We start from the raw sequence: 26,211 nt of genomic DNA on the forward strand, positions 1-26,211 counted from the left end.
ACGCCGTCCAGGACGAGATGCTCGTCGGCGTCGCGAAGATCACCGTCGCCACCCAGTAACACCCCTCCCTGCCGACCCCCGGGTCGGCAGGCCCCCGGGTCGTCTCCGTGGCGACGCACCGGCCCCGCCCTGCTCGACGGGGTCGGCGATCCCGGTGGACCCCGCCTCGTGCTCACGCACGGGGCGGGGTTTTTCCGTTCCCGGCCCGGGTCAGGATGACCGGCGGCGACCGGCGGCGGGCTCGGGAGGCGCGGCGGGCGGCCACGGGTCGGGCTCGGCCGTGCTGCGGGCGATGAGCGTACGGACGTCGGCGTCGTGCTGCAGCGTCCACGCGACGGCCGAGTTCAGCGACGACGCAGTGTGCAACCACGGGCGACGTCCGCCCTCGTCGCGGCAGTGGGCGTAGACGTCGAAGGCGAAACCGCCCGTGACCGGCCGCTGGCGCACGTAGCCGAGCGGGGCCGCCTCGCCCTGCCGGATCAACCACAGCCCCTGACCCCCCGGGATCGGCGGATGCGCGCACGGATGCTCGGCCGGCGGCTTGTTCAGCGCCGCCCGCGCGTTGTCGAACTTCGTCTGCACGCCCATGACGGTGACCGTAGGCGCGACCACCGACGCCCGGCCCGCCCGGCCCGCCCGGCCCGCCCGGCCCGCCCGGCCCGCCCGGCCCGGCCGGCCCGGCGAGATGTCGCGACGTGCCGCTCATCTCCGGACGTGAGCGGCACGTCGTGACATCTCGAGCCGCCGGGGAGGCTCCGGCGTACGACGAAAGTCGTACGCGAGGTCCCGACTCCTGCACCCGGTGTCGCGGCGACGCAACCGCGAGCGTAGAGACATGATCACGACACCGACCCGAGAAGCCCCTCCGTCCCGCCGGCGCCACCCGCGCCTCCTCGTCCGCAAGACCCTCGCCGCCGCGGCCGTCGTCGCCCTGGGCGTGACGCTCGCCGGGTGCGCCTCCGGGGCGACGGGCGCGACGACCGACGCCGCGCCTCCTGCACCGCCGCAGCACCAGCCCGGCGGGCACTCCCTCACCCGCGACGACGTCGACTCGTGGCTCGACGGGGCCGTCGGCTCGGCGCTGCAGACGACCGGCATCCCGGGAGCGACCGTCTCGGTCGTGGCCGACGGCGAGCTGCTGACGGCCCGCGGTTACGGCATGGCGGACACCGGCACCGGCGACACACCCGCCGCGGCCGTCGACCCCGAGCGCACGCTGTTCCGCGTCGGCTCGGTGTCGAAGGTGGTCTCGGCCACGGCCATCATGCAGCTCGTCGAGAAGGGCGAGCTCGACCTGGACGCCGACGTACAGCAGTACCTCGACTTCGACCTCGACACCCCGAAGGGCGCCGTCACCCTGCGGCACCTGCTCACCCACACGGCCGGCTTCGAAGAGGTCATCGCCGGACTGATCGGGACGCCCGGCAGCGAGAAGACCCTGCGTGAGGCCGTCTCGGAGGCGCCGCCCGCCCAGGTCTACACACCCGGCACGACCCCGGCGTACTCGAACTACGGAGCCACCCTGGCCGGTTACGTCGCCGAGCGGGTCAGCGGCGTCCCCTTCGACGAACTGCTGCAGCAGCAGGTCTTCGACCGCGCCGGTATGACCTCGTCGTCGTTCGCGCAGCCGCTGCCCGCCGACCTCGACGCCCGCCTGTCCCACGGCTACCCGGACGACTCGAAGCCCGCGGTCGCCACCGAGGTCGTCAACGCGGCCCCGGCCGGCGCGATGTCGGCGACGGCGACCGACATGGCCCGCTTCATGCTCGCCCAGCTCGGCGATCTGCCCGACGACCAGGCGCTGCTGCAGCCCGAGACGCTCGCCGAGATGCACCGCCCCGCCCTCGACGCCGACGACCTCGGCACGCTCGTGGCCGGCCAGCGCATGGACCTCGCCTTCTTCGACGACAGCACCCCCGGCCTGGCCGCCTTCGGTCACGACGGCGACACCCAGGTCTTCCACTCGGCGATGCGGATGTTCCCCGAGCACGACACCGGCATCTTCCTCAGCCTGAACGGCAGCGGCCGCTCGGCCACGGCCTCGCTCGACCTGCGCACCACGGTGCTGCAGGGGTTCGCCGACCGGTACCTGCGCGACACGGCGACGATCGCGTCGGGCGCCGGCACCGGCACCGGCTCCACCGACTCCGCGGACGGCCCCGTGGCCGCCGACCTGGCCGGCACGTACCTGTCGTCTCGCTCCCCCGTCACCAACCCCGGCGCCCTGCTCGCCCTGAGCGGTCAGACCACGGTCGTGCCCCGCTCGGACGGCACGGTCGCCGTGACCCCGAAGCCGCTCGGCGTGACCACCGGCGTCTACGAGAAGGTCGGGACCGACCTGTGGCGCGAGGTCGGCGGGGACGCCCTGCTCGCGACCCGGACGGCCGGCACCGACGGGGACGCGACGGTCGAGGCGATCTCGTGGGGCGCCTCCTTCACCATGCTGCGAGCGCAGCCCTGGCAGGCGGCGTCGGCCGTGCTGCCGGGCGTGATCCTCGCCGTCGTGGTGCTGCTCGCCTCGATGATCGTCTGGCCCGCCACCGCCCTCGCCGGCGTCGGTCGACGCCGTCGGGACATCCGAGCGGGCCTGTCGTCCGGATCGGTCGCCACCACCCCGCGTCGCCGCGACCGCACCCTGCTGCTGTCCCGCCTGGGGCAGGCGTCGACGCTGCTGGCCCTCGTCGGCTGGGCGGTCGTCGCGGTGCAGGCCATGTCGTTCGTCGAGGTGTCGGCCGTGACGATGCGTGTCCTGCAGGGATTGCAGCTGCTCGGAGTCGTCGCGATCGTGCCGGCGGCCCTGGTCGCCTGGCGAGCCGTGCGCGACCGTCGCGGCTGGGCCGTGCTGACCGGACGCCTCCTCGTCCTCGTGTCGCTCGTGGTGCTCGCCGGCTTCGCCTTCGGCTTCCGCCTCATCTCCCCGAGCGTGAGCTTCTGATGACCCGCCCCCAGCGCGACGTCCGGGCCGACGGTGCACAGCCGTCGTCGGCCCGGGGTCGCCAGGGCCACGGCACCTGGCATGCTCGGACGGTGACCACGACCCCTGACACCGCGCCCGCCGCGACCACCTCGGCGACGGACCCCACCTCGGCGGCCTCGGCCGGGCCGGGCGTGGCGACGGTGCGTCGCGTCCTCGAACGGCTGGGCGTGCGCACGGCGCTCGGCCGCGACGTCGCCCTCGCGGCCGTCTGGGCGCTCGTCACGATCGTCTTCCTCGCGACACTGCTGGCGGCGGGCGAGTTCTACGGGGCGAACCGCAGCATCCCGACCGCCCAGGTCGTCGCCGTCGTCGTGCTGGCGCTCGTCCAGCAGGTGCCCCTGGTGATGCGGCGGGTCCGACCGGTCACGGCGCTGCTCGCCGTCGCCGTGCTGCAGGCGGGCCTGCTCGCGGTGCTGCCCACCGGCCTCGCCCTCTGGACGGCGGCGCCCGTCGTGACGGCCTACACGGTCGCCACGCTCCGACCGACGCGGGTCGTCGTCGGTGCCGTGCTCGCCGCCGTCGGCATCGAGGCCGTCGGGGCAGCCGTCGGGGCCTCGGCGATCGTCAAGGACCAGCTCGGGGCCACCCCCGGCCTCGGCGAACTCGGCGCGGTCGTCGAAGCGCTCGCCCTCGTGGCCAGTGCGGTGCTGATCAACGGCGTGAGCGCGGCCGTCGGCTCGTGGGTGGCCCTGCGCCGCGCCCACGACCGCGACGCCCGCGCCCGCGCGGCCGAGAGCATCGAGCACCAGGCGACGCTCACCCGGGCGGCGGTCGCCGCCGAGCGCACCCGCATGGCCCGCGAGCTGCACGACGTCGCCGCGCACCACCTCACGGGGCTGGTCGTCCAGGCGGGTGCCGCCGAGCGCCTCGTCGACGGCGACCCCGAGCGCGCGAAAGAGTCCCTGCGCAGCGTCCGCGCCCAGGGTCGCGAGACCCTCGACGCGCTGCGGTCGATCGTGGGCATCCTCCGCGAGACCGGCGACGGGCCGAGCGGCACCGTGCCGGTGCCGGGTCTCGGTGACGTGAGCGACCTCGTCGACCAGGCCCGCGCCTCCGGGGTCGTCGTCGAGTCGCACGTCGACGGGACCCTGCCGTCGCTGCCCCCGCTCGCCGACGTGACGGCCTACCGCACGGTTCAAGAGGCACTCGTCAACGCCCGCCGCCACGCACCAGGGGTGGCGGTCGAACTGCGCCTGCGAGCCACGGCCGGCTCCCTGGTGATCGTCGTCGAGAACGACCTCCCCGTCACTCGCGACACGTCGGGCGGGGGCGGATTCGGGCTGGTCGGCATGCGCGAGCGGGCCGACCTGGTCGGCGGACGGCTCGACACCGGGGCGACCGCCGAGGGGCGGTGGCGGGTGCGGCTCGAGCTGCCGGTCGAGACCGACGCCTCGCCGGCCGGGCCGTCGGCGCCCGCTGCGACGTCCGCTGCGACGTCCGGGCCCGGCGCGGAGCTCGCCGGCGGGGGTGCCGAATGATCCGGGTCGTGCTGGTCGACGACCAGGCGATCGTCCGGACCGGCTTCCGGGTCGTGCTCGAGACGGCGGGCGGCATCGAGGTCGTCGGCGAGGCGTCCGGCGGGCGCGAGGCGGTCGAGGTCGTCCGCCGCACCCGACCCGACGTCGTCGTGATGGACGTGCGCATGCCCGGCGGCGACGGCATCGAGGCGACGCGGGCGATCGTCGACGCGCGGGTCGGGACCGGCGGCGCAGGAACGCCCGCCGTCACCGGCGTCACCGGCGTCACCGGCGTCACGGGTGTCACGGGTGTCGAACAGGAGGCGCGGGTCGGGTCGGCGAGCGCCCCTGCCGTCCTCGTCGCCACGACCTTCGACCTCGACGAGTACGTCTTCGGCGCCCTCGAGGCGGGCGCGAGCGGGTTCGTGCTGAAGGACGTCGAGCCGGACGAGTTCGTCGGGGCCGTGCGGGCCCTGGCCTCGGGTCGTGCGGCGATCGACGGTGCCACCACGCGGCGGGTGATCGCCGAGTTCACACGTCGGCGACGCACGTCGGCGGTCGAGCCGTCACCCGACGTCCTGACCGAGCGCGAGCGTGAGCTCGTCCGCCTGCTCGGCGAGGGGCTGTCGAACGACGAGATCGGCGAGCGCCTGGTCGTCGAGACGAGCACGGTCAAGTCGCACCTCACCCGCATCACGACCAAGCTCGGCACCCGTGACCGGCTGCAGACCGTCGTCTGGGCCTACCGCTCGGGCCTGCTGCCCTGAGCCGGCCGCCCCCAGCCGACCGCCCACGTCGCACCGTGCGGCACAGGGGTGGAGGTCGGCTAGGCGACCGGTTCGACGAGTGTGACGTGCTGCGTCGCCACCCGCACGGGCTGGCCGGCGAACGCGGCGGCCCGCGCCTCGGACTGCAGGTAGGCGGCCTCGACCTCGGCGAACCGGGCCGCGTCACCGGGAGTGCTGACGGCCCAGACGAACTCGTTCGCGTCGCGGTCGGCGTAGGCGAACTCGATCGCGAAGCCCTCGGACAGGCGGGCGGGGATCAACGTCGACGTGAACCACGCGACGAAGTCGTCGAGCACCCCCTCGACGAGTTCGTAGCGGCGCAGCTGGACGGTCTTCGACGAATCGGTCATGCCGCCACCCTACTGACGCCCCACAGCACCACGAGATGGACACCGCACCACGACTAGTCCTGGCGCTGTGGCCATCGCCTGGCGTTGTGCCGGCCCGGCCCGCCCGGCCCGCCCGGCCCGCCCGGCCCGCCCGGCCCGCCCGGCGTCGTACCAGCCACGCCCGCCACGCCCGCCCGGGTAGCGTGGCGGCGTGACACCGCTGACGCTCTCCCTCGCCGCCGCGGCCATCGTGGTCGGTGCGCTCACGCAACGGATGGCGGGTATCGGCTTCGCGCTCACCGCCGCACCCCTGCTCGTCGTGGTCCTCGGCCCCGAGGCCGGGGTCTCGGTCGGCAACGCCCTCGCCGCCGTGCTGGCGCTGGTGGTGCTGGCGAGCACCTGGCGGACGGTGCGGTGGCGGACGGCGGCCCTCCTCGTCCTGCCCGCGCTCGTGACGATCCCGATCGGGGCGTGGGTCGTGCGGACGGCCCCGACCGGTCCGCTGACCGTCGCGGTGGGCGCCCTGGCCTTGGTCGGAGTGCTGGTGATGGCGTTCTCGAGCCGCGCGCGCCTCCTGCCCGGCCGGGTCGGCGCCGTCGCCGCCGGGGCGCTCGGCGGCTTCATGAACGTCACCGCCGGTGTCGGCGGTCCCGCGCTCACGGTGCACGCCGCGAGCGACCGCTGGCCCCGCGAGGTCTTCGTGGGCACCGGCCAGGTCTTCCTGCTCTCGATCAACCTGACGTCGGTGGTGACGAAGGGCATCCCGCCCGAGCCGGTCCCGGTCTGGGCGGGAGCGCTCGGCCTGCTGTTCGTCGGGGCGTTCGTCGGGCACCACCTCAGCAAGGTGGTGCCGGCCCGGGTCGGCCGCGTCCTCGTGCTGACGCTCGCCGGCGTCGGCAGCGCCCTCGCCCTGGTCCGGGGCATCACCCAGCTCTGACCCGCCACCGCATCCCGCCGAGATGTCACGACGTGCCGCTCACGTTCGAACGTGCGCGGCACGTCGTGACATCTCGGCAGCTGGAGCAGAACGGGCAGCCCGGACGAGGAGGCGCGGGCCCCGTCCCCTCGCCCCTCGCCTAGACTCGGCCCGCCATGCAGTGCGACTACTTCGACGCGGGGCTGTGCCGTTCGTGCACGCTCCTCGACCGCCCCTACCCGGTGCAGGTCGCCGAGAAAGAGGCGCGCGTCCGCGACCTCCTCGGCGAGCGTCACGCCGCCGCGGCCTGGCTGCCGACGCTGACCGGCCCCGAGGCGGGGTTCCGCAACAAGGCGAAGATGGTCGTCGGGGGGACGATCGACGAGCCGACGCTCGGCATCCTCGACGGGCGTGGCCAGGGCGTCGACCTGCGGGGCTGCGGGTTGCACACGGCGGGCATCCAGGCGGTGCTGCCGACGCTGGCGGCGTTCGTGACCCGCGCGCGCCTCCTGCCCTACGACGTCCCGAAGCGTCGCGGCGAGGCGAAGTACGTGCACGTTACCGAGTCTCCGACGGGCGAGCTGATGGTGCGCTTCGTGCTGCGCAGCGAGCAGGCCCTGCCGCGACTGCGTGCCGAGCTGCCCTGGCTGCTCGAGACCCTGCCGCAGGTCGTCGTCGTCTCGGTCAACCTGCTGCCCGAGCACAAGGCCGTGCTCGAGGGCGCCGACGAGATCGTGTTGACCGATCGCGAGACGCTCACCATGGGGCTCGGCCCGGTCGACCTGCAGTTGCGGCCGCAGAGCTTCTTCCAGACGAACACCGCGATCGCGGCCGGGCTCTACGCGCAGGCGGCCGACTGGGTCGACGAGCTCGATCCGGCCTCCGTGTGGGACCTCTACTGCGGCGTCGGAGGGTTCGCCCTGCACGTCGCCCGCCCGGGCGCCGGTCGCACGAGTCGGCACGGGCACCGCGAGGTCGTCGGCATCGAGACCAGCGAGGAGGCGGTGGCCAGCGCCCGGGGCAGCGCCCGCCGCGCAGGCCTCGAGCACGTACGCTTCGCGGTGGACGACGCCACCCGGTTCGCGACGACCGCGTCCGCGGGGTCGGCGTCCTCGGGGCCCGGCACCGCGCCTCCTGAGCTCGTGATCGTCAACCCGCCCCGACGCGGTATCGGCGCCACGCTCGCCGCCTGGCTCGAGGGGTCGGACGTCGAGCACGTCGTCTACTCGAGCTGCAACCCCGTCACCCTGGCGAGCGACCTCGACGCCATGCCCTCGTTCGACGTGGTCGCCGTGCGCGTGTTCGACATGTTCCCGCAGACGCCCCACCTCGAGGCGATGGCCCTGCTGCGTCGCCGCTGAGCGCGCCCGGCGCCGCCGCGCGGAGGTCAGTCGTCCTCGCGGCGCTCGTTCTCGGCGGGAGGCGCGGGCTGGCCGGGCTGCGTCTGGCCGGGCTGCGTCTGCCCCGGCTGCGTCTGGCCGGGCTGCCCGGGCGGCGTCTGCCCGGGCCGGTCCGCGCCGCCGTCCTCGGTACCCGGTGCGGGGGCCGGCGTGGCCGACGGAGCGGGCGCGGGAGGCGCGGGTCGCGTCACCGCGGACCCTCGCGGAGCCGTGAACCCGCCTCCGCCGTATTGCGCGTTGGCCGCCTGCATGACCGGCTGGAACACCCGGTGCCGGGCGGTGTCGGCCGACCCCTCGGTCAGCCGGTTGCCGCGCATGCTGACCTCGCCCTGCACGTTGCCGACCCACACGGCGGTGGCGACCTCGGTGGTCGAGCCGACCATCCAGGTGTCCTTCGAGTTGTCGGTCGTGCCGGTCTTCCCCAGGATGTCCACCCCGTCGCCGGGGTTCGACGCCGTGCCGGTACCGCCCGCGGCCATGACCGACTCGAGCGCCAGGGTCGCACCGCGGGCCGCCTCCTGCTGCACGGCCTGACGGCAGTCGGCGCCCGGCGGGGCGATGGCCGACCCGTCGGGCCGGGTCACGCTGTCGATGGCGACCGGGCGGCAGGCCTGACCGTCGTTCGCGATGGCCGCGAAGGCCGACGCCATCTGCAGCGGGGCGATCGTGTTGCCGCCCGAGCCGAGGACGTCCGACGGCAGGGCGCTCAGGTCGTCGCCGCTCGCGGTCGTCACTCCGAGGTCGGCCGCGGTCTCGGCGACGTCGCACAGGTCGAGCTGCGCGGCCATCGCGATGAAGCCAGTGTTGACCGAGGCGCGCGTGGCCTGGAGCGGCGTGAGGTCGCTGCCCGCGCCTCCGGTGTCGTTGCGCACGTTGTAGGTGGGGCCGCTGAGCCTGGCGTCGCAGGCGGTGAACGACGACATCGGCCAGGCACCGCGCGAGGCGTTGACGGTCTCGTACAGGCTGTTGCCCTGCTGCAGCCACTCGACCAGCGTGAACGCCTTGTAGGTCGAACCGACCTGGAAGCCCGCCGAACCACCGTGTGCCGTGTCGGCCGAGTAGTTGACCTGGGTGGCGCCTGGTCCGGCGTCCGCGCTGCCGTAGGCCGTGTTCTGGGCCATGGCGACGATGCGGCCGGTGCCCGTCTCGACCGAGACGACCGAGCCGCCGATGTCGGTGAACGCCGCGGTCGCGGGCACCTGGCGCTGCAGCTCGCCGGCCGCGACGTCCTGCAGGCCGAGGTCGAGCGTCGTCACGATCTCGAGGCCGCCGCGACGCAGCAGCTGGCCGCGTTCCTCGCGGGTCTCGCCGAACTCCTCGCTGTTCAGCACCTCGGAGCGGACGTATTCGCAGAAGTAGGCGGCCGACGCGGGCTCGGCGTTGCCGCACCCGCTGGTCGACGGGGTGATGACGGGAGTCACGGGCGTGCCGATCGCGGCCTCGGCCTGCTCCGCGGTCAGCATGCCGGCGTCGCGCATGTTGGCGAGCAGCAGGTCGCGGCGCTCGGTGTTGGCCGGGACGTTCTCGGGCACGTCGATGCGCAGCGACTGCGGCGAGTTCACCATGGCGACGAGACTCGCGGCCTGCTCGGGCGTGACGTCCGCCGCCGGGACGCCGTAGTAGTACCGCGCCGCCGACTCGATGCCGTAGACCGTGCCGCCGAAGTTGGCGATGTTGAGGTAGGCCGTCAGGATCTGCTCCTTGTCGAAGCGCTCCTCGACGCCGATCGCCATCTTGATCTCGCGCAGCTTGCGCTCGAGCGTCGTGGTCGTGGCCTCTCGATAGGCGACCTCGCCCGCGGCGACGACCTCGGGGTCGCCCGACTCGAGCTGCGCCTCGGCCTGCTGCACGAGCACGTTGCGGACGTACTGCATCGTGACGGTGGACGCCCCGCTCTCGATGTCGCCCCCGCTAAGGTTCTGGAACACGGCCCGCACGGCGGCGAACGAGTCGACGCCGTTGTGCTCGTAGAAGCGCGGGTCCTCGGTGGCGACGACGGCGTCCTTCACACTCTGCGCGATGGCGTCGGGGCCGACCTCCTCGCGGTTCTGCGAGAAGAACTCGGCGACCTTCACGGGCTGCCCGTCGCGCGTCGCGTAGATCGTGCTGGTCTGCGCCTGCTCGCCGATCTCGAGCGCCTCGGGGATGGTGTTGAACGCCTGCACCCCGAAGCTCGCGGTCGTGCCGGCCACGGCGATGACGGGCGTCACCAGGATCGTGACGAGCACGCCGGCCAACACGGTCAGGCCCGTCATCGCGGCGAGCGCACCGATCACCCCCACGGGGTCGCGGCGGGTGGTCGGGCTCGGGAAGGTGGCCACGGGTCGGGCCTCTCGGGTCGCCATCCCCTCCACGGTAGGTCGGCGACCCGGCCGGGCGCGAGGGCCGGCCGCCCCCGGGGAGGTCATTCCCAGGCGACAGGTGTCGTTCTCTCAGGAGGCGCGGGCCGGTTCGGGCGCGCCGGCGGCGGCTGCGAACCGGCGAGCCGCGTCAGAGCACCACGGTGCTGCTGCGCCAGCCGAGCGAGTCGGCCCCCGTCTGCCAGACGACCGTGAGGCCACGACCGGCCTCGCTCGACTCGCCGACCTCGGTCGTGAAGCGCTTCCCCGAGCCGGCCGACACGGCCTCGACCGACGAGGGCTGCTGCCCGTCGAGGAAGACCTGGAGCGTGTCGGGGTAGCCGACGACGCTCGGTCCGGTCTGGTTCTGGCTCTGCGGGCTGGCGAACGAGATCGACGCGGGGGCCGTGGTGTTGTACGCCGCGCCTCCTGCGGTGCCGTCCTCAGGGCCGACGGCCGGGTTGATCCACTCGTAGAGCGAGTCGCCGGTCGGCGGCACGCCGGCGTCGTCGACCCGCAGCCCCTCGGCGGTCTCGCGCACCACCCAGGCGTCGGCCAGGTCGTCGGTCGTCGCGCTCACCAGGGTGAACGCCCCTTCGGGGCCCTCGGCGGAGACGAGTCCGGCGTCGCGCAGGACGGCCGCCTCGTCGGGCGTGACCGTGCCGTCGCTCGGCGAGGACGACGCGAAGGTCTGCTCGGTGCCGTAGAACCGCTGCGCCTCGGGGCTGAGCAGAGCCCAGGCGGCAGCCGTGTCGTCGTCCGCGATCGCGTCGAGGTAGCGGACGACGATCGCCTGCTCCGCCGAGGCCTGCTGCGCGTCGGCCGGGACGGTGGCGGTCGCCGTGGCACTCGACGAGCCCGTGCCCGCCGCGGTCGGAGCCGTGACGGCGGGGTCCGACGTGCATCCGGTGGCGGCGACCAGCGCACCGACGGCGAGGGTCGAGGTCATGAGTAGCTCTCGTGTCTTTGCCATGGGTGGCACGGTAGCGAGGCGCGGGGCGGGCTCGTCGCGACTCCCAGGGGATGCCCACGCACGTCGGCCGACCCCGAGCGGGCAGAAGATGCGGCTCGCGTGCGGCAGACGAGCACCTTCTGCCCACTCGCGACCGACACCAGGGGCCAGGGGCCAGGGGCCCCGACCGCAGGAGGCGCGGGCCGGCTCAGGCGCGCGCGACGACCGCCCAGCCGTGCGGCCCCACCGACAGGACCTCGCCGTCGAGCCCGGCGTCCCGGCCCGCCAGCCATTCGCCCGGGGCGGGGTCGGCCACGCGGAGTTCGTCGTCGCCCAGGTTGAGGGCCACGATCAGCGACTCCGCGGGCGACGAGCCGGTCAGCTCGAGCACGAGCGACTCGTTCGCGACCGACACCGTGCGACTGCGGGCGGTGTGCAGCCACGGGTGGCGTCGACGGACGCCGATCAGCCGCTGGTGCAGCGCGAGGACGTCGGGGAGGGCGTCCGGCACGCCGGCCCCCGGCGCGTCGGCGGGCGTGGGCGGGAACGCGGGACGCACGGCGTCGTCGCCGCCGACCCGCGCCTCCTTGACGGCCCGCAGGCCGAACTCGTCGCCGTAGTAGACCGAGGGCGTGCCGCCCAACGTGAAGAGCAGGGCCACGGCGTGGTCGTGGTGGCGGTCGTCGTCGATCTGGCTGGCGATGCGCGTGACGTCGTGGTTGCCGACGAAGGTGAGCGGCACGAAGTCGTCGAGGAACCCGTCGTGACGCTGCAGCGCCCACTCGAGCTCGAACAGGTTGACCTCGGCCAGGGCGTGCCAGACACCCTGCCACAGCTCGTACTGGGTGACGGAGTCGAGGCCTCCGTCACGGACGGCCGCGACGTAGTCGCCGTGCAGCACCTCGCCGACGACGTACACGTCCGGGTGCCGTTCGCGCAGCGGGGGCAGCACCGTGGCCCAGAACGACGACGGCACCGAGTAGGCGGCGTCGAGCCGCCACGCGTCGGCACCGCGGTCGGCCCAGTGGGTCAGGACGTCGGTCACCGTGCGGGCCACCTCGGGCGACGAGTGGTCGAGGGCGATGAGTCCGCCGTGCCCCTCGAACGTCGCGAAACCGTCGCCGTCGCCCGCGTCGTCACGCCGGAAGAGGGCGGCGGAGGGCGAGTCGGGGTCACGACGCGCCTCGACCAACGCGGGGAACTCCGGCCCGACGTGGTTGAAGACGCCGTCGAGCATCACCTTGACGCCCTTGGCGTGGGCGGCCTCGATCAGGGTGACGAGGTCGGCCTCGGTGCCCAGGCGCGGGTCGACCGAGAACCAGTCGATCGTGTCGTAGCCGTGGGTCGACGACGCGAAGACGGGCCCGAGGGCGAGCCCGTTGGCACCGAGCGTCAGCAGGTGGTCGAGCCACGGGACGAGATCGAGGAGGCGCGGTGCCGGCGAGCGGTCCGCCCCCGTCGTGTCGGCCCCGACGAAGCCCAGCGGGTACACGTGCCACCACACGACGTGCTCGGTCCAGGAGGGGCCCGCCAGGGCGGGGCCGGTCGTCGCGGGTTCGTGTTCGCTCATTCGCGCCACCCTAGCGACGGGTCGTCGTGAGGTGTCCCCCGCTCAGCTCGCGGGGCCGAGCAGGACGGCGAGCAGGGCCGCAGCGCCCCCGACGATGAAGAGCATCGTGCCGGCCTGCATGGTGCGGGTCTTGTTTCGGTCTGCCGTGGGGACGTCGACCTCGAGGATCGGGCAGCCCGACCAGCCGATCAGCCCGACGCTCAGGGCGACGAGCGCGGCACCGACCCAGAACAGCGTGGCGAGCCCGGCCGTGAGCAGGGCGGGACGCCAGCCGGTCGAGAGCAGCAGCCCGAGGGCCACCGCCACGCTGCCGACCGCGGCGACGAACCAGATCGTGCCGGTCCACATGATGCGTTGGACGTTCTTCTCGGGGGTCATCAGGTCGTGCAGCTCGTGGGTCACCAGAACATCTTTCACCCTCTGCAGCGATCCGGCGCACACGGGCACGGCAGAGCACACAGAAACGGGCGGGTTCGTGCGGTCCGGGCGTCCGAAGACGTCCGGACCGCACGAACCCGCCCGCCCTGCTCGCCGAGCCGCGGGCCGCGACTACTTCGTGGCGCCCTCGAGGAGCGGCACCAGCTGGTCGAGAGCGTACTGACGCGAGAGCGCCGAACCGAGCGAGTACGCGGCGGCGACGTCACCGTCGATGACGACGGCGTGGCCGTCCTGGACGGCCGGGAGGGCCTTCCACTGCGGGTCGTCGGTGATCTCGGTCGTGTCGATGTAGATCGGGAACGCCACGATGACGTCGGCGTCGATCTGGTCGAGCTGCTCGCTCGAGATCGACACCGAGAAGCCGCCGGCGTTCGGCTTCAGCGCCGCGATGGCGGGGTTCTGGTCGAAGCCGAGCGCCTCGAGCTGGTCGACCCGCTCGCTGTCCTCGACGTAGGCGCCCCAGCCCTCGCTGGTCTTGGTCGCGGCGGTGATCGTCTTGCCCTTCCACTCGGGGTGGGCGGCGGCGACGGCTTCGACGGCCTTCTCGTTCTCGTCGACGAGCTGCTCGCCCTTGGCCTCTTCTCCCAGCGCCTTCGACACGAGCTCCATCTGGTCGTCGAAGTCGGTCAGGTAGCTGTCGCCACCCTCGGGCACGCCGACGGTCGGGGCGATGCTCGACAGGCGGTCGTAGCGCTCCTGGTCGCCGGAGCTCTTCGTGTCGAGGATCACGTCGGGCTCGAGGGCCGCGATCGCCTCGTACGAGGGCTCCAGGGTGCCGATGATCTCGGGGGCCTGGTCGTAGAGACCCTGCGCCCAGGGGCCGACACCGTCGTTCTCGTCGCCGAAGGCCAGCCAGTCCGACGCCCCGACGGGCTGCACGCCCAGGGCGAGCGCTGCCTCGGCGTCGCCCCAGCCGAGCGCGACGACGCGCGTCGGCTTCTTCTCGACGGTGACCTCGCCGAACTTCGTGTCGATCGAGACGGGGAACGCGCCCGACCCGCCCGAGGCGCCCCCCGCGGCGTCGTCGGAGTCGGTGTCGGCCGAGCAGCCGGCCAGGGCGAGGGTGACGACCGTCAGGGCGGCGGCGATCGAGAGTGTCTTGCGCATGGATTCCTCGGGGCTGTGACGTCGGTGCTGTGACGTGGGGTCGGGCGGAAGGTCGGTGCGGGTCGAGACGGGCCACGCCCGGTACGACTCCAAGTGAGGGTAGCCTAAGCTAATCATCATGGCGATGCCCCGAGCGCTCACGGTCGGCCGTGCCCCGCGACCGACGCGAGGCTCCCGGCGCACCCGCACGCGCCTCCTCGCCCTCGTCGCCGCCCTGGCCCTGTTGGCCCTGGCCGTCGTGCTGGGCCTCGCCGTCGGCGCGCGGCCGGTCGCCTTCGACGAGGTGGTGCGCATCCTCTCCGGGGCAGCGAGCCGCGACACCGCCGACGCGACCGCCGTGCTCGACCTCCGCCTGCCGCGCACGGTCGCCGCGATCGTGGCCGGCGCAGGGCTCGGGGTCGCCGGTGCCGTCGTGCAGGCCGTGACGCGCAACCCGCTGGCCGACCCGGGCATCCTCGGCGTCACCTCGGGCAGCGCCTTCGCCGTCGCCCTCGCGGTCGGCTTCGCCGGGGTCACCTCGGCGAGCGGCTGGGTCTGGTTCTCGTTCGTCGGCGCGGGCGTCGCGACCGTGGCGGCCGCCCTCATCGGCGGCGCCGGACGAGGAGGCGGTGGCCCTGCCCGCCTGACCCTCGCCGGTCTCGCGCTCGGGTCGGTGCTCGCGGGCATCACCTCGTCGATCGTGCTGGCCGACCCCCGCCGGTTCGACGCCGTCCGCGCCTGGGAGGTCGGCTCGCTCGCCGACCGCGGCTGGGAGCCCGTGCTCACCGTGCTGCCCTTCGTCGCGGCCGGGGTCGTCGTCGCCCTGATCGCCTCGCGCCCGCTCGACGCGGTCGCGCTCGGCGACGAGCACGCCGCGTCGGTCGGGGTCTCGGTGCCCGCCGTGCGCGTCGTCTCGTTGGTCGTCGTCACCCTGCTGGCCGGAGGCGCGACCGCGGTGGTCGGGCCCGTCGCCTTCGTGGGGCTCATGGTCGCGCACGCGGCCCGCGGCGTCGTCGGGCCCAGCCAACCGTGGATCACGGCACTGTCGGCCGTGCTGGGGCCCGTGCTGCTGCTGCTCGCGGACGTGCTCGGCCGCGTGGTCGCGCCCCCGGGCGAGCTGGCCGCGGGGCTCGTCACGGCCGCCGTCGGCGCCCCCGTGCTGATCGCGATCGCACGACGCCGACGGGTGGGCGGCGCATGACGCGGGCGACCGAGCCGGGCACCCGTCCGACCCGGGGCACGCAGGCGACGCCGGCCTCCCCGGGTGCCGGGCCGCGCCTCCTGCGCTCGGTGCGCACGACCGGCGGGCGGCGGCGCACGGCGACGCTGGTGCTGGTCGTGGTGGCCGTCGTCGTCGCGATCGTCGCCCTCGGCATCGGCGACTACCCGCTCAGCCCGCCCGAGGTCGTGCGGGCCCTGCTCGGCGGCGACGGATTCGCCTCGACGATCGTGCTGAACTGGCGCCTGCCCCGCGTGCTCGCCGCCCTGGTCTTCGGCGCGGCGCTGGGCGTCTCGGGCGCGATCTTCCAGTCGCTGACCCGCAACCCGCTGGGCTCGCCCGACGTGATCGGCTTCTCGACCGGCGCCTACACGGGGGCGATCGTCGTCATCGTCTCGGGGGCGGCCACGACCCTCGGCACGGCGGCCGGCGCCCTGATCGGCGGACTCGTGACGGCGCTGGTCGTCTACCTTCTGGCCTACCGTCGTGGGGTGCACGGGCTGCGGCTGATCATCGTGGGCATCGGCGTCACGGCCCTGCTGCACTCGGTCAACAGCTGGCTGCTGCTGCGGGCCCAGACCGAGGTCGCCCTGACGGCATCGTTCTGGGGGGCGGGGTCGCTCGCGCTGGTCGGCTGGAAGCAGCTGGTGCCGGCGCTGGTGCTGCTCGTCGTGCTGACCCCGCTCGTCATGGGCCTGTCCCGCCCGCTACGACAGCTCGAGCTGGGCGACGACACAGCCCGGTCGCACGGCCTCGGCGCCGAGCGGTCACGCCTGGCGCTCGTCGTCGTGGGCGTCGCGTTGACCGCCGTGGTGACCGCCAGCACCGGCCCGATCGCCTTCGTGGCCCTGGCCGCACCGCAACTGGCCCGACGCCTCGTGCGGTCGGCCGGGGTGCCGCTCGTCGCGGGCGGCCTGGTCGGCGGGGTGCTGCTGCTCGTCGCCGACCTGATCGCCCAGCACGTGGCCGCCAACCCGGTGCCGGTCGGCCTCGTCACCCTCGTGATCGGCGGCGTCTACCTGATCACGTTGCTCGTCTCGGAATCCCGGAGGTCCGCGTGAACGCCGACGCCACCCGCCCGCCCCGCCTCGTCGCCCGGCAGGCGCATCTGGCCTACGACCGTCGCACGGTCAGCGAGGCCGTCGACGCCGACGTGCGCGACGGCTCGTTCACGGTCATCGTCGGGCCGAACGCCTGCGGCAAGTCGACCTTGCTGAGGGCTTTCGCGCGCCTCCTGAAGCCCCGGTCGGGGTCGGTCCTGCTCGACGGACGTGAGCTCGCGGACGTGCCGGCGAAAGAGGTCGCCCGCATCGTCGGCCTCTTGCCGCAGACCTCGACCGCACCCGACGGCATCACGGTCGCCGAGCTCGTCGCGCGCGGGCGCTACCCGCACCAGGGGCTCTTCCGGCAGTGGACCGGCTCCGACCGCGAAGCCGTCGACGCGGCCCTGTCCGAGACCGACCTCACCGAGTTGGTCGACGTGCCGGTCGACGAGCTGTCGGGTGGGCAGCGGCAGCGCGTGTGGGTCGCGATGGCCCTGGCGCAGCAGACACCGGTGCTGCTGCTCGACGAGCCGACGACCTACCTCGACATCGCGCACCAGTACGACCTGCTCGACCTGTTCGCGCGGCTGCACGGGCAGGGCACGACCGTGGTCGCGGTGCTGCACGACCTGAACCAGGCGGCGCGGTACGCGACCGACCTGATCGTGATGGCCGACGGCGACGTGGTGGCGACGGGCACCCCGGCCGAGGTGCTCACCGAGCGACTCGTCACCGACGTGTTCGACCTGCCCTGCGTCGTCGTGCCGGACCCCGTGACAGGGTCGCCGATGGTCGTTCCGCGGCGCCGCTGAGCCCCGGCCCCTGCCCCGCCGCGACCCCTGCCCCCTGCCCCCTGCCTGGGCCCGCGCCTGGGCCCCGACGCCAGGCCGCACCACCATCGCGTCGTCGAACCACGCTCCGGGGTGGTTCGACCACACGACGGTGGTGCGCCCCTCCCCGGAGGCGACGAGCTCTCGGTCAGGGCAGATCGGCTCCGAGCTAGCGGGTGCGGGACGCGGGGCGGGCGCCGCGGCCGCGACGGTCGGCACGCGGGGCACGGGAGGGCAGCACCGCCGCGACCAAGAAGAAGACGATGCCGAAGATGACGACGATCGACCCGATGACCATGAGGGCGATGATGACGGTTTCCATCCGACCATCCTCCCGGGCGGACGGGGTGCGCACAAGGCGCGACTCCTGAGCATCCGCCGCCCGCGCCTCCTCGGCTCTCGGCCGGCGAGTGGGCAGGAACTGTCCTTCCGACGGGGGCGGACGGCACCTTCCGCCCGCTCGGGGCCTCCCGCAGAACCAGGAGGCGCGGGTCGGCGGGGTACGCCTCCCAGCGTCCCGACCGGCGTCCGCGGGCAGACAGTCGTACCACCGGCTCGTCCCGCACGCCCTCATTCGGCCCGATGACGGTGGTGGGACGTAGCGTCGAGGTCGCCGGGGCGACGGGGGACGTCGACCGGCACCCCGTCTTCTCCGAGGAGCCCGAGTGACCAGCGACACCGCCACCACCCGCCCCACCCTGTTCTGCCTGCACGCCCTCGGCATGAGCCGGCTCGAGTTCGGCCCCGTGACCGAGTCGCTCGGCGACGAGTTCGAGGTGGTCGCCCTCGACCTGCCCGGCTTCGGTGACGCCACGACCGCCGACGGGGTGACCGTCGACGACATGGTGCGCCAGGTCACCCGGCAGATCCGCCGACACGGCGCCACGCGATGGCTGCTCGTCGGCCACAGCATGGGCGGCAAGGTCGCCTCGATCGTCGCCGCCCGCACGCTCGCCGGTCAGGGCGGACTCTTCGGCCTCGCCGGGGTCGTGCTGCTCGCGGCCTCTCCCCCGTCCCCCGAGCCGATGAGCGAGGCGAACCGCGAGCAGATGATCGCCGCGGCCGCCGACGGCCCGCTCGACGCCGACACGACCCGCGGCTTCGTGGACGACAACGTCGGGGCCCCCCTTCCCTCGGTGCTCGACGACCAGGCCCTCGCCGACCTGCATCGCGCCTCCCCCGAGGCGTGGACCGCCTGGTTCGACCGCGGCAGCCGCGAGGACTGGTCGGCCGAGGTCGGCACGCTCGGCCTTCCCGCCCTGATCGTCGCCGGGGGTGCCGACGGGCCGCTCGGTGAGGACGCCCAACGCCGCCTGAACGGCAGCGTCTACCCGCGCGCCACCCACCTGACCCTCGAGGGGGCCGGCCACCTGCTGCCGCTCGAGCGCCCGACCGAGGTCGCCTCGGCCATCGTCGACTTCTGGCGCGACGACGCCGGGCGGGCTCCCGTGATGTCCGACGACTTCGCCCGGGTGATCGCGTCGAGCCGCACCGCGTCGAACACGCGCGGCATCCTCGCCAGGCGAGCCGTCGCCGACGACCCGCGCTACGTGCCACAGGTGCTGACCGAGGCCCAGCTGACCACGCTGCGCGCCGTCGCCGCCCGAGTCGTGCCGCAAGAAGACCCTGCGCACTCGATCGACCTCGCCGCGCGGGTCGACGCCCAGCTCGCCGCGGGCTACGGCGACGGCTGGCGCAACGCCGACCTGCCGAGCGACCCCGAGGCCTACGCGCTGGGCCTCGCCGCCCTCGCCGACTTCACCGGTCTGACGCCCGAGCAGCAAGACGAACGTCTCGCCGCGATCGTCGCCGGCGACCCCGACGACACCCTCGAGACGGTCGGCGACAGCGGTGGCGGCGACTCGCACCACGGTGGCGACCAGGGCGAGGCCGGGCTCACCGGCGGCACCCCGGGCAGCACCGACCAGCCCAGCGCCGACGAGGCCCACCCCTTCTCGGTCGAGCAGCTCACCGCGTGGTTCGAGGACTGCCGGGTCGACCTGGTCAAGCTCTGGCTCGCCCACCCCGCGACGATGGAACGCATCGGCTTCGACGGTTTCGCGAACGGCCGTTCCGGTCGCGCCCTGCAAGGATTCAGCCGGCTCGGCGCCGGCCAACGAGAGGGCTGGGAACCAGCCATGGAGGTCACCCGATGAAGCTCGACGGACAACGCACGTACGACGAGTCCGAGGTCGTCGACGCGGTCGTGATCGGCACCGGCGCCGGCGGCGCCCCGATCCTCGCCAAGCTCGCCCTGCAGGGTCTCAAGGTCGTCGCCCTCGAGGCCGGCCGCAACTTCGAGCCCGACGAGTACACGCAGGACGAGATCGAGGCCGTCCAGATCAACTGGATGGACGAGCGGCTGAGCGGCGGCGAGACCCCGACCGCCTTCGGTCAGAACAACAGCGGCAAAGGCGTCGGTGGCTCGACCCTGCACTGGGGTGCGTTCACGCCGCGCCCCGACGAGCGCGACCTGAAGCTCAAGTCGCTGACCGGTGAGGGCGAGGACTGGCCCGTCGATCACGCCGAGCTGATCAGGTACGTCGAAGAGGTCGAGCACTTCGTCGGCGTCTCCGGCCCGGCCGACTACCCGTGGGACCCTTCGCGTTCGTATCTCATGCCGCCACCGGCGCGCAACGCGTCGAGCGACATGATGATCCGCGGCTGCGAGGCCCTGGGCATCCGGGCGACCGACGCCCCCGCGGCCCTGGTCAGTCGTGACTGGCGTCAGGAGCACGTGGGCACCCGCCCGGCCTGCGTCGGCTGCGGCAGCTGCCACCAGGGCTGCCGCAGCGGCGCCAAGGTCAGCATGGACACCAGCTACCTGCCGATGGCCGTCGCGAACGGGGCCGAGATCCGCCCCGAGTCGATGGTCACGGGCATCGAGCTCGACGAGGCCGGCGAGGTGTCGGCCGTGGTCTACGTCCGCGACGGCGTCGAGCATCGCCAGCGCACCGCCGCGCTCTTCCTCTGCGCGGGCGGCGTCGAGACGCCGCGTCTGCTGCTGCACGCCGGCATCGCCAACAGCAGCGACCAGGTCGGCCGCAACTTCATGGCCCACGGCGCCACCCAGGTGTGGGGCACCTTCGACACCGAGATGCGCGGTTACCGCGGCTACCCGTCGTCGATCATCACCGAAGACACGATGCGGCCCGAGGGCGTCGACTTCGTCGGCGGCTACCTGATCCAGAGCCTCGGCGCGATGCCGCTCACCCTGGCGACGACCCTGGCCCGCGGTGCCGGACTCTGGGGCCCCGAGCTCGTGACGGCGCTCGACGACTACCGCTTCATGGCCGGCGTCGGCATCAACGCCGAGTGCCTGCCGAGTGAGCAGAACCGGCTGACCCTGTCCGACGAGGTCGACGAGTTCGGCATGCCCAAGGTCGTCGTCACGTTCACGCCGGGCGAGAACGAGAAGGCGATCGACGAGCACGCCGTCGAGACGATGACCGCGATCGTCGAGGCGGCCGGTGGGCGCGACATCCGCGTGCTGGCCCGCACGGCGCACACGATCGGCACCTGCCGCATGGGCACCGACCCGGCGACGGCCGTGGTCGACCCCGACGGGCGCAGCTTCGACGTGCCGAACCTCTGGATCGCCGACAACTCGGTCTTCCCGAGCGCCGTCGTCGCCAACCCCGCGCTGACGATCATGGCCCTCGGCCTGCGCACCGCCGACCGCTTCCTGGCGAGCGCCGGGCTGACGGGCACCGTCGCCGGCGAGCGCGTCGGGGCCGACGTCTCGCGCGTGGTCGACGCGGCCTGACGCGCCTCCCGCGACCCGCGCCTCCTGAGCCCCCAGCCCAGGAGGCGCGGGTCGCGTCGGTCGGCCGGGATCGTCCTAGGGGCGCGCGGCGTGGTCCCCCAGGGGGACGCGGACCGTGGGGGCTCGTCCGTAGGCTCGACGGATGGCCTCTCGAACCCTGCGTCGGGCGATCGCGGCCCCGGTGGCGGCCGCCCTCGTCGTGTGCGGCCGCACCTCCTGCTTCCTCGCGAGCATCCGGGGCACGGCCGAGGGCTTGTCGTTCGGCGTCCAGACCGGGTGCCTCTCGTGAGGCCGCACGTCGAGTGGTCGCGAAGCGTCCTTCCGGCTCCGACGAAGGACGGTTCGCGACCACTCGACCCTGGGCGCGGGCGGCACGGGCGTGCACGACGAGCCCGGACCCTGACGGCGATCGCGGCGGCCACGACCGTCGCCCTCGGCGTCGTCGCGAAGCTCGTCGTGCCAGGGCTGGCCGGCGATCTGCTCGGCTCGGCGCTCTACACCGTGCTGCTCGCCCTGCTGCTCGCGTTCGTCGCCCCGCGCCTGCCCGTCCTCGTCACGGCGGGCACCGCCGCGGTCGCCTCGCTCGGCGTCGAACTGCTGCAGCTCACCGGGCTGCCCGCCGCCGCCGCGGCGACGTTCCCGCCCGCGGCCTGGGTGCTCGGCACGACGTTCGCGGCGACCGACCTGCTCGGGTACCTGGCCGGGGGCGTCACGGGGCTGGTGCTGCTCCGGGCCCTGCGCCGCGCCTCCTGACCTCGCCACCCCGGGAGGCGCGGGTCGAGTGGGCAGGAACGGTCCCTCGTCGAGGCGGGAACGACGTTTTCCGCCCACTCGACCGGCACGAGCACCAGCGGCGGCGTCAGGTCGTGAAGACGTCGTCGAGCGTGACCGTCCGCAGGCCCCGCTCGGTGATCAGCGCCGTCAACTGGTCGAAGACCGTGGTCACCGGCAGGTGGTTCGCGTGGCCGATCACGATGTGCTGCGGCAGGAACCACTCGGTGGCGAACTGCACGACCTGCTCGGGCGTGATCAGGCCCGAGTCCGACAGCGAGCCGTACCAGAGGACGGGTGACGTGTAGCCGATGCTCGCGGCCGCCGCGTCGACCCGGGCGTCGTGGTAGCCGAAGGGTGGTCGGAAGAACGGGCGCATGTCGACCCCGTAGGTCTGCTGCACGAAGTCGTGGTCGCGCTGCAGCTGCGAGACGATCTCGGCGTCGCTGCACGTCGTGAGGGCGGGGTGGCTCCAGGTGTGGTTGGCCAGCTGGACCTGGCCGGACGTGACGAGTGGGCGCAGCAGGTCGGCGTGGTCGGTCCAGCCGGGCTGTGAGCCGTTCAGGAAGAACGTCAGCCTCGTCCCCGTCGCCGCCGCGAACTCGGCGTAGAGCCGCACGACCTCGCTGTCGGCTCCGTCGTCGACGGTCCAGGCGAGCAGGTTCCCGTCGCCGGGCAGGCCGGTCGACGTGCCGGGCGGCACCGGTACGCGCGCCAGGGACGGCGCCGTGGGTGTCGGCGTCGGGGTCGGGGTCGGGGTGGGCGTCGGCGTCACGGGGGCCACGCCGGTCGGGCTCACGGAGGCGCTCGCCCGGGCCGACGGGACCAGCTCGTCGGGTGCCGACGCGCACCCCGCGAGGGCGAGGGCCAGCGACGCCCCCGATACCGACAGGAACGACCGACGATCCACGCGCGACCCCTTCGACGAACCGACCCGCCCGCACCGGGCGCCGATCGATCAGCCTGGCACGAGGGGCGGGCCGGTCGCAGCCACGGCACCCCGATCTCATCCTCGCCGCCGACCAGGCTCCGCCGTCCGACGGACCCGACCCGCGCCTCCTGCCCTCGCCGCCGAGGAGGCGCGGGTCGAGTGGGCAGCAACGGTCCCTCGTCGAGGCGGGAAGGACATCTTCCGCCCACTCGATCGGCGCGGGCGCGGGCGCGACCGCGGGCGCCAGGGCCGGCGGGTCAGCTCGCGGAGGCCCGCCCGCGCCAGAGCAGCCAGACGAAGTACGGCGTGCCGATGACGGCGGTCAGCAGCCCGGCACCGAGCTGTGCCGGGGCGATCACCGTGCGGCCGAGCACGTCGGCGGCGCACACCAGCACCGCGCCGAGCAACACGGCGACGGGCAGCACCCGTGCGTGGCGCCGCCCGACCAGCGACCGGGCCGCGTGCGGGGCGACGAGCCCGACGAACCCGACCACGCCGACGGCGGACACGGCCGTCGCCGTGAGCAGCACCGCCAGCGACAGGAACACCAGCCGCGACTGCGAGAGCGAGACCCCGAGGAGGCGCGGGGTGTCGTCGTCCACCCCGAGCAGGTCGAGCCGGCGACGCAGCAGCACGACCACGACGAGGGCGGCGACGAGCACCAGCGACACCGGCACGATGTCGTCCAGCGTGCGGCCGTAGGTCGAACCGGACAGCCAGGTGAGCGCCTTCGCGCCGTTGAACGGGTCGGTCAGGACGATCAGCAAGCTGATCGCCGCCGTCGTCGCGGTCGAGACGCCGATGCCGATCAGCACGAGCCGGTTCTGCGGGAAGCCCCCTCGTGAGGCCAGGCCGAACACGACCACGGCCGTCAGGACGGCTCCGGCGAACGCGGCCCCCGCGACGCCCCAACCGCTCACGAGCGGGACGGTGGTGACGAGCAGCACGGCCCCCAGGCCGGCACCGCCGGTCACCCCGAGCAGACCGGGCTCGGCGAGGGGGTTCCGTGTGACGGCCTGCACGAGCGTGCCGGCCAGGGCCAACGCGGCGCCCGCCGCGAGCGCCCCCACGACCCGGGGGACGCGCGTGTCGAGCACGTAGGTGACGACGCGGCCCGAGCGGCCGGCGGCCCAGTTCGCGACGTCGCCGAGCAGCAGCTTGGCGTCGCCGAGCAGCACCGAGCCGAGCACGACGGCGACGAGAGCGGCTGCGACGACCAGCAACACCACCGCGAAGCGCCGTCGCGAGACCACGGGGTGCCGGTCGATGGGGGTGACGCCGCCGTGGTCGCGGGCGCGGAACGCCAGCACGACCAGGAACACGGCCCCGAGCAGCGAGGTCACCACGCCGGTCGGCACCTGCACCGAGGTCTCGGCACCGACCAGGGCGCGCAGCAGCACGTCGGCGCCGAGCACGAGGGCCGCCCCGGCGAGTCCCGCGAGCGGGAGGAAGACGACGAACCGGCGGACGGCGGGCACGGCCCGACGCAGCAGCCGGACGAGAGCGGGGGCGCAGAGTCCGACGAAGCCGATCGGACCCGCGAGGGTGACGGCGGCGGCCGAGAGCAGCACGGCCGCGAGCACGGTCACCACGCGGGTGGTGCGGACGTCGACGCCGACGCTGCGAGCGGCGTCGTCGCCGAGGGCGAGGGCGTCCACGCGGAGGTTCATCGCGACCAGCACGAGCAGGCCCACGACGATCACCGGGGCGAGCTGGGCGACCCCGTCGAAGCCGTTCTGCGAGATGCTGCCCTGTCCCCAGGCGTAGAGGCCGGCGGTCTGCTGCGGGAAGAGCAGCAACAGGGCGCTCGTGACCGAGGCGAGGCCGAGGGCGAGGGCGCTGCCGGCGAGCACGAGCCGCACGGTGCCGGCTCCCAGGCCGGACAGGGCGAGCACGAGCCCCGCGGCGAGCAGTCCGCCGACGAACGCGACGCCGGACGACGCCAGCAGGGGCAGGCTGAGGCCGGTGACGGCGGCGACGGTGAGCGCCACGTAGGCACCGGCGTTCACGGCGAGGGTGTCGGGTGAGGCGAGCACGTTGCGGCTCATCTGCTGCAGGGCCGCCCCGGCCGCTCCGAGGGCGACGCCGACGAGCAGGCCCGCGACCATCCGCGGGAGGCGCGAGGCCACCACCACGGACGCGTCACCGGCCGTCGCGGTGCCGGTCAGCGCCTGCCAGACCTGCCGGGCGCCGACGTCGGCGGTGCCCTGCGTGACGTCGACGAGGGCGAGCACCACGACGACGGCGACCAGCGCGACCGTCACGCCCACCGACCCGAGCGTGAGCCGGCGGGGGGCGGCGAGCCGCGCCTCCTGGGCTCGTGCCGCGCGGAGCGCCCGCTCGTCGGGCCCGGTGGCGGGCTCGCCGAGCCGGGGCGGCGCGGGGTCGGTGGGGGTGACGGTCGTGCTCACGGTGCCGGTTACTTCGTCAGGGTCGACACCAGCGAGTCGACGTAGGCGGTCATCGCGGCGGGGCCCCCGAACATCCAGATGCCGTCGTCGAGGCGGTGCACGTCACCGGACTGCACGAACGGCAGCGACGTCCACACGGCGTTCGAGGCGAGCGACACCGCGAACGGGTCGTCGGCACCGGCGGCCGTGTTGTCGATGTAGAGGAACCGCACGTCGGCCGGCAGCTGCGTCAGGCCCTCGACGTCGGTCGTGGCGAGGCCGTACGCCTCGTCGCCCTCGACGGTCCAGGCGTTGGTGAGGCCGAGCTCTTCGGTGACGTCGGCGACGAGCGAGCCCTGTGCGTAGGGGCGGATGCTGACCTGACCGGCGTCGACGTAGCCGTCGGCGAAGGCGAACGGCGTGCCGGCGAGCCCGGCGTCGGCGAGGGCCTGCTTGCCCGACGCGACGGCGTCGGTGAACTGCTTCTTGACCTCGGTCGCCTTGTCTTCGGTGCCGGTCGCCTTGGCGATGAGGTCGAGGTTGTCCATGCTGTGCTCGATCTGACGCGAGGCGTCGGCCGAGGTGACCTGCAGCACGGGAGCGATCTCCTTCAGCTGCGTCACGGCGTCGGCGCTCAGGCCGTCGGTCGCGACGATCAGGTCGGGTGCGAGCGACGCGACGGTGTCGAGGCTCGGCTCGCCGCGGGTGCCGATGTCGGTCGGCTCGTTGGTCAGCGGCACGGCCGAGTCCCACTCGGTGTACCCCTTCACGTCGGCGACGCCCACGGGCTCGACGCCGAGGGCGACGAGGTCCTCGACGACGTTCCACTCGGTGCCGACGACCGTGGTCGCCGGGCCGTCGAGGGTGATCTCGGCCCCCGTGCCGTCGGTCAGGGTGATCTGCTCGCCGCTGCCCGAGCTCGAGCCGGCGTCGGCCGACTCGGTGGTGCCGCAGCCGGCGAGGGTCAGGGCCGCGGCGGCCGCGAGGGCGGTCACGGTCAGCAGTCGGC

The 26,211-nt window shown here is 74.0% G+C and carries 23 protein-coding genes; 12 read left to right on the forward strand and 11 right to left on the reverse strand.

The window, feature by feature from the left end:
• Positions 1-210: 210 nt before the first annotated feature.
• Positions 211-588 (reverse strand): hypothetical protein, encoded by a 378-nt coding sequence (locus tag EDF50_RS11660; protein WP_123519723.1) that lies wholly within the window; start codon positions 586-588, stop codon positions 211-213.
• 247 nt (positions 589-835) lie between these two features.
• Between EDF50_RS11660 and EDF50_RS11665 the strand changes: the two genes are divergently transcribed.
• From EDF50_RS11665 to EDF50_RS11675, 3 genes are all read left to right on the forward strand, one after another.
• The gene (locus tag EDF50_RS11665) at positions 836-2,935 is read left to right on the forward strand and encodes a serine hydrolase (protein ID WP_123519724.1); all 2,100 of its coding nucleotides are present in this window, start codon (positions 836-838) and stop codon (positions 2,933-2,935) included.
• Between the two features lie 92 nt (positions 2,936-3,027).
• Positions 3,028-4,455, forward strand: coding sequence for a sensor histidine kinase (locus EDF50_RS11670; RefSeq protein ID WP_233570606.1), 1,428 nt, complete (start codon positions 3,028-3,030; stop codon positions 4,453-4,455).
• Positions 4,452-5,201, forward strand: coding sequence for a response regulator transcription factor (locus tag EDF50_RS11675; protein ID WP_123519726.1), 750 nt, complete (start codon positions 4,452-4,454; stop codon positions 5,199-5,201). The genes EDF50_RS11670 and EDF50_RS11675 overlap by 4 nt, the downstream gene beginning before the upstream one ends.
• A gap of 59 nt (positions 5,202-5,260) precedes the next feature.
• On the opposite strand, the gene EDF50_RS11680 is transcribed toward EDF50_RS11675, so the two are convergent.
• Positions 5,261-5,572: a hypothetical protein gene (locus EDF50_RS11680; protein WP_123519727.1), complete on the reverse strand. Its 312-nt coding sequence runs from the start codon at positions 5,570-5,572 to the stop codon at positions 5,261-5,263.
• Positions 5,573-5,762: 190 nt separating this feature from the next.
• Between EDF50_RS11680 and EDF50_RS11685 the strand changes: the two genes are divergently transcribed.
• Positions 5,763-6,488, forward strand: coding sequence for a sulfite exporter TauE/SafE family protein (locus tag EDF50_RS11685; protein ID WP_123519728.1), 726 nt, complete (start codon positions 5,763-5,765; stop codon positions 6,486-6,488).
• A 155-nt stretch (positions 6,489-6,643) separates the two neighbouring features.
• Positions 6,644-7,828, forward strand: coding sequence for a 23S rRNA (uracil(747)-C(5))-methyltransferase RlmC (rlmC, locus tag EDF50_RS11690; protein WP_123519729.1), 1,185 nt, complete (start codon positions 6,644-6,646; stop codon positions 7,826-7,828).
• 26 nt (positions 7,829-7,854) lie between these two features.
• On the opposite strand, the gene EDF50_RS11695 is transcribed toward rlmC, so the two are convergent.
• From EDF50_RS11695 to EDF50_RS11715, 5 genes are all read right to left on the reverse strand, one after another.
• Complete coding sequence (locus tag EDF50_RS11695; protein WP_158612700.1) at positions 7,855-10,212, reverse strand: transglycosylase domain-containing protein; 2,358 nt, start codon at positions 10,210-10,212, stop codon at positions 7,855-7,857.
• Positions 10,213-10,357: 145 nt separating this feature from the next.
• Positions 10,358-11,179, reverse strand: coding sequence for a hypothetical protein (locus EDF50_RS11700; protein WP_148076828.1), 822 nt, complete (start codon positions 11,177-11,179; stop codon positions 10,358-10,360).
• Between the two features lie 187 nt (positions 11,180-11,366).
• The gene (locus EDF50_RS11705; RefSeq protein ID WP_123519732.1) at positions 11,367-12,728 is read right to left on the reverse strand and encodes an alpha-amylase family glycosyl hydrolase; all 1,362 of its coding nucleotides are present in this window, start codon (positions 12,726-12,728) and stop codon (positions 11,367-11,369) included.
• 42 nt (positions 12,729-12,770) lie between these two features.
• Positions 12,771-13,130: a hypothetical protein gene (locus tag EDF50_RS11710; RefSeq protein WP_123519733.1), complete on the reverse strand. Its 360-nt coding sequence runs from the start codon at positions 13,128-13,130 to the stop codon at positions 12,771-12,773.
• Positions 13,131-13,277: 147 nt separating this feature from the next.
• Entirely contained in the window at positions 13,278-14,273 is a 996-nt protein-coding gene (locus EDF50_RS11715; RefSeq protein ID WP_123519734.1) for an iron-siderophore ABC transporter substrate-binding protein, read from the reverse strand.
• A 118-nt stretch (positions 14,274-14,391) separates the two neighbouring features.
• Here EDF50_RS11715 and EDF50_RS11720 point away from each other — a divergent pair, with 118 nt between their 5' ends.
• Genes EDF50_RS11720 through EDF50_RS11730 form a run of 3 tightly spaced genes read left to right on the forward strand, consistent with a single transcriptional unit; the run spans position 14,392 to position 17,326 of the window.
• Entirely contained in the window at positions 14,392-15,453 is a 1,062-nt protein-coding gene (locus tag EDF50_RS11720; RefSeq protein WP_123519735.1) for an iron ABC transporter permease, read from the forward strand.
• Complete coding sequence (locus EDF50_RS11725) at positions 15,450-16,532, forward strand: iron chelate uptake ABC transporter family permease subunit (RefSeq protein ID WP_123519736.1); 1,083 nt, start codon at positions 15,450-15,452, stop codon at positions 16,530-16,532. The genes EDF50_RS11720 and EDF50_RS11725 overlap by 4 nt, the downstream gene beginning before the upstream one ends.
• Entirely contained in the window at positions 16,529-17,326 is a 798-nt protein-coding gene (locus tag EDF50_RS11730) for an ABC transporter ATP-binding protein (protein WP_123519737.1), read from the forward strand. The genes EDF50_RS11725 and EDF50_RS11730 overlap by 4 nt, the downstream gene beginning before the upstream one ends.
• Before the next feature lie 187 nt (positions 17,327-17,513).
• Here the strand turns inward: EDF50_RS11730 and EDF50_RS16680 are convergent, their stop codons facing one another.
• A complete protein-coding gene (locus EDF50_RS16680; RefSeq protein WP_158612701.1) occupies positions 17,514-17,666 on the reverse strand; it encodes a hypothetical protein in 153 nt (50 codons plus the stop codon).
• Between the two features lie 343 nt (positions 17,667-18,009).
• On the opposite strand from EDF50_RS16680, the gene EDF50_RS11735 reads away from it, so the two are divergent.
• The 4 genes from EDF50_RS11735 to EDF50_RS16690 all read left to right on the forward strand — a co-directional run bounded on the left by EDF50_RS11735 (position 18,010) and on the right by EDF50_RS16690 (position 21,863).
• Entirely contained in the window at positions 18,010-19,500 is a 1,491-nt protein-coding gene (locus EDF50_RS11735) for an alpha/beta fold hydrolase (protein WP_123519738.1), read from the forward strand.
• Positions 19,497-21,110 carry a GMC family oxidoreductase gene (locus EDF50_RS11740; RefSeq protein WP_123519739.1) on the forward strand — a complete coding sequence of 538 codons (1,614 nt, stop codon included), beginning with the start codon at positions 19,497-19,499 and terminating at the stop codon, positions 21,108-21,110. The genes EDF50_RS11735 and EDF50_RS11740 overlap by 4 nt, the downstream gene beginning before the upstream one ends.
• Before the next feature lie 142 nt (positions 21,111-21,252).
• Positions 21,253-21,399, forward strand: a complete 147-nt coding sequence (locus tag EDF50_RS16685; RefSeq protein ID WP_158612702.1) for a hypothetical protein — start codon at positions 21,253-21,255, stop codon at positions 21,397-21,399.
• Positions 21,396-21,863: a DUF2809 domain-containing protein gene (locus EDF50_RS16690; protein WP_158612703.1), complete on the forward strand. Its 468-nt coding sequence runs from the start codon at positions 21,396-21,398 to the stop codon at positions 21,861-21,863. Before EDF50_RS16685 ends, EDF50_RS16690 begins: the two co-directional genes overlap by 4 nt.
• 106 nt (positions 21,864-21,969) lie before the next feature.
• On the opposite strand, the gene EDF50_RS11750 is transcribed toward EDF50_RS16690, so the two are convergent.
• The 3 genes from EDF50_RS11750 to EDF50_RS11760 form a co-directional block, all read right to left on the reverse strand.
• Positions 21,970-22,791 carry a polysaccharide deacetylase family protein gene (locus EDF50_RS11750; RefSeq protein WP_123519741.1) on the reverse strand — a complete coding sequence of 274 codons (822 nt, stop codon included), beginning with the start codon at positions 22,789-22,791 and terminating at the stop codon, positions 21,970-21,972.
• A gap of 278 nt (positions 22,792-23,069) precedes the next feature.
• Entirely contained in the window at positions 23,070-25,223 is a 2,154-nt protein-coding gene (locus tag EDF50_RS11755; protein WP_123519742.1) for an iron ABC transporter permease, read from the reverse strand.
• A gap of 8 nt (positions 25,224-25,231) precedes the next feature.
• Complete coding sequence (locus EDF50_RS11760) at positions 25,232-26,206, reverse strand: iron-siderophore ABC transporter substrate-binding protein (protein WP_233570633.1); 975 nt, start codon at positions 26,204-26,206, stop codon at positions 25,232-25,234.
• Positions 26,207-26,211: the final 5 nt, after the last annotated feature.

The organism is Frigoribacterium sp. PhB24, assembly GCF_003755185.1.
Classification (GTDB): domain Bacteria; phylum Actinomycetota; class Actinomycetes; order Actinomycetales; family Microbacteriaceae; genus Frigoribacterium.

What these genes read in the sequence shown, in the direction of transcription:
- rlmC (WP_123519729.1), top strand. Translation starts at nt 6,644, where the DNA reads ATGCAGTGCGACTACTTCGACGCGGGGCTGTGCCGTTCGTGCACGCTC.
- EDF50_RS16685 (WP_158612702.1), top strand. Translation starts at nt 21,253, where the DNA reads ATGGCCTCTCGAACCCTGCGTCGGGCGATCGCGGCCCCGGTGGCGGCC.
- EDF50_RS11700 (WP_148076828.1), bottom strand. Translation starts at nt 11,179, where the DNA reads ATGGCAAAGACACGAGAGCTACTCATGACCTCGACCCTCGCCGTCGGT.
- EDF50_RS11665 (WP_123519724.1), top strand. Translation starts at nt 836, where the DNA reads ATGATCACGACACCGACCCGAGAAGCCCCTCCGTCCCGCCGGCGCCAC.
- EDF50_RS11675 (WP_123519726.1), top strand. Translation starts at nt 4,452, where the DNA reads ATGATCCGGGTCGTGCTGGTCGACGACCAGGCGATCGTCCGGACCGGC.
- EDF50_RS11660 (WP_123519723.1), bottom strand. Translation starts at nt 588, where the DNA reads ATGGGCGTGCAGACGAAGTTCGACAACGCGCGGGCGGCGCTGAACAAG.
- EDF50_RS11705 (WP_123519732.1), bottom strand. Translation starts at nt 12,728, where the DNA reads ATGAGCGAACACGAACCCGCGACGACCGGCCCCGCCCTGGCGGGCCCC.
- EDF50_RS11695 (WP_158612700.1), bottom strand. Translation starts at nt 10,212, where the DNA reads ATGGCGACCCGAGAGGCCCGACCCGTGGCCACCTTCCCGAGCCCGACC.
- EDF50_RS11680 (WP_123519727.1), bottom strand. Translation starts at nt 5,572, where the DNA reads ATGACCGATTCGTCGAAGACCGTCCAGCTGCGCCGCTACGAACTCGTC.
- EDF50_RS11720 (WP_123519735.1), top strand. Translation starts at nt 14,392, where the DNA reads ATGGCGATGCCCCGAGCGCTCACGGTCGGCCGTGCCCCGCGACCGACG.
- EDF50_RS11715 (WP_123519734.1), bottom strand. Translation starts at nt 14,273, where the DNA reads ATGCGCAAGACACTCTCGATCGCCGCCGCCCTGACGGTCGTCACCCTC.
- EDF50_RS11740 (WP_123519739.1), top strand. Translation starts at nt 19,497, where the DNA reads ATGAAGCTCGACGGACAACGCACGTACGACGAGTCCGAGGTCGTCGAC.
- EDF50_RS11725 (WP_123519736.1), top strand. Translation starts at nt 15,450, where the DNA reads ATGACGCGGGCGACCGAGCCGGGCACCCGTCCGACCCGGGGCACGCAG.
- EDF50_RS16680 (WP_158612701.1), bottom strand. Translation starts at nt 17,666, where the DNA reads ATGGAAACCGTCATCATCGCCCTCATGGTCATCGGGTCGATCGTCGTC.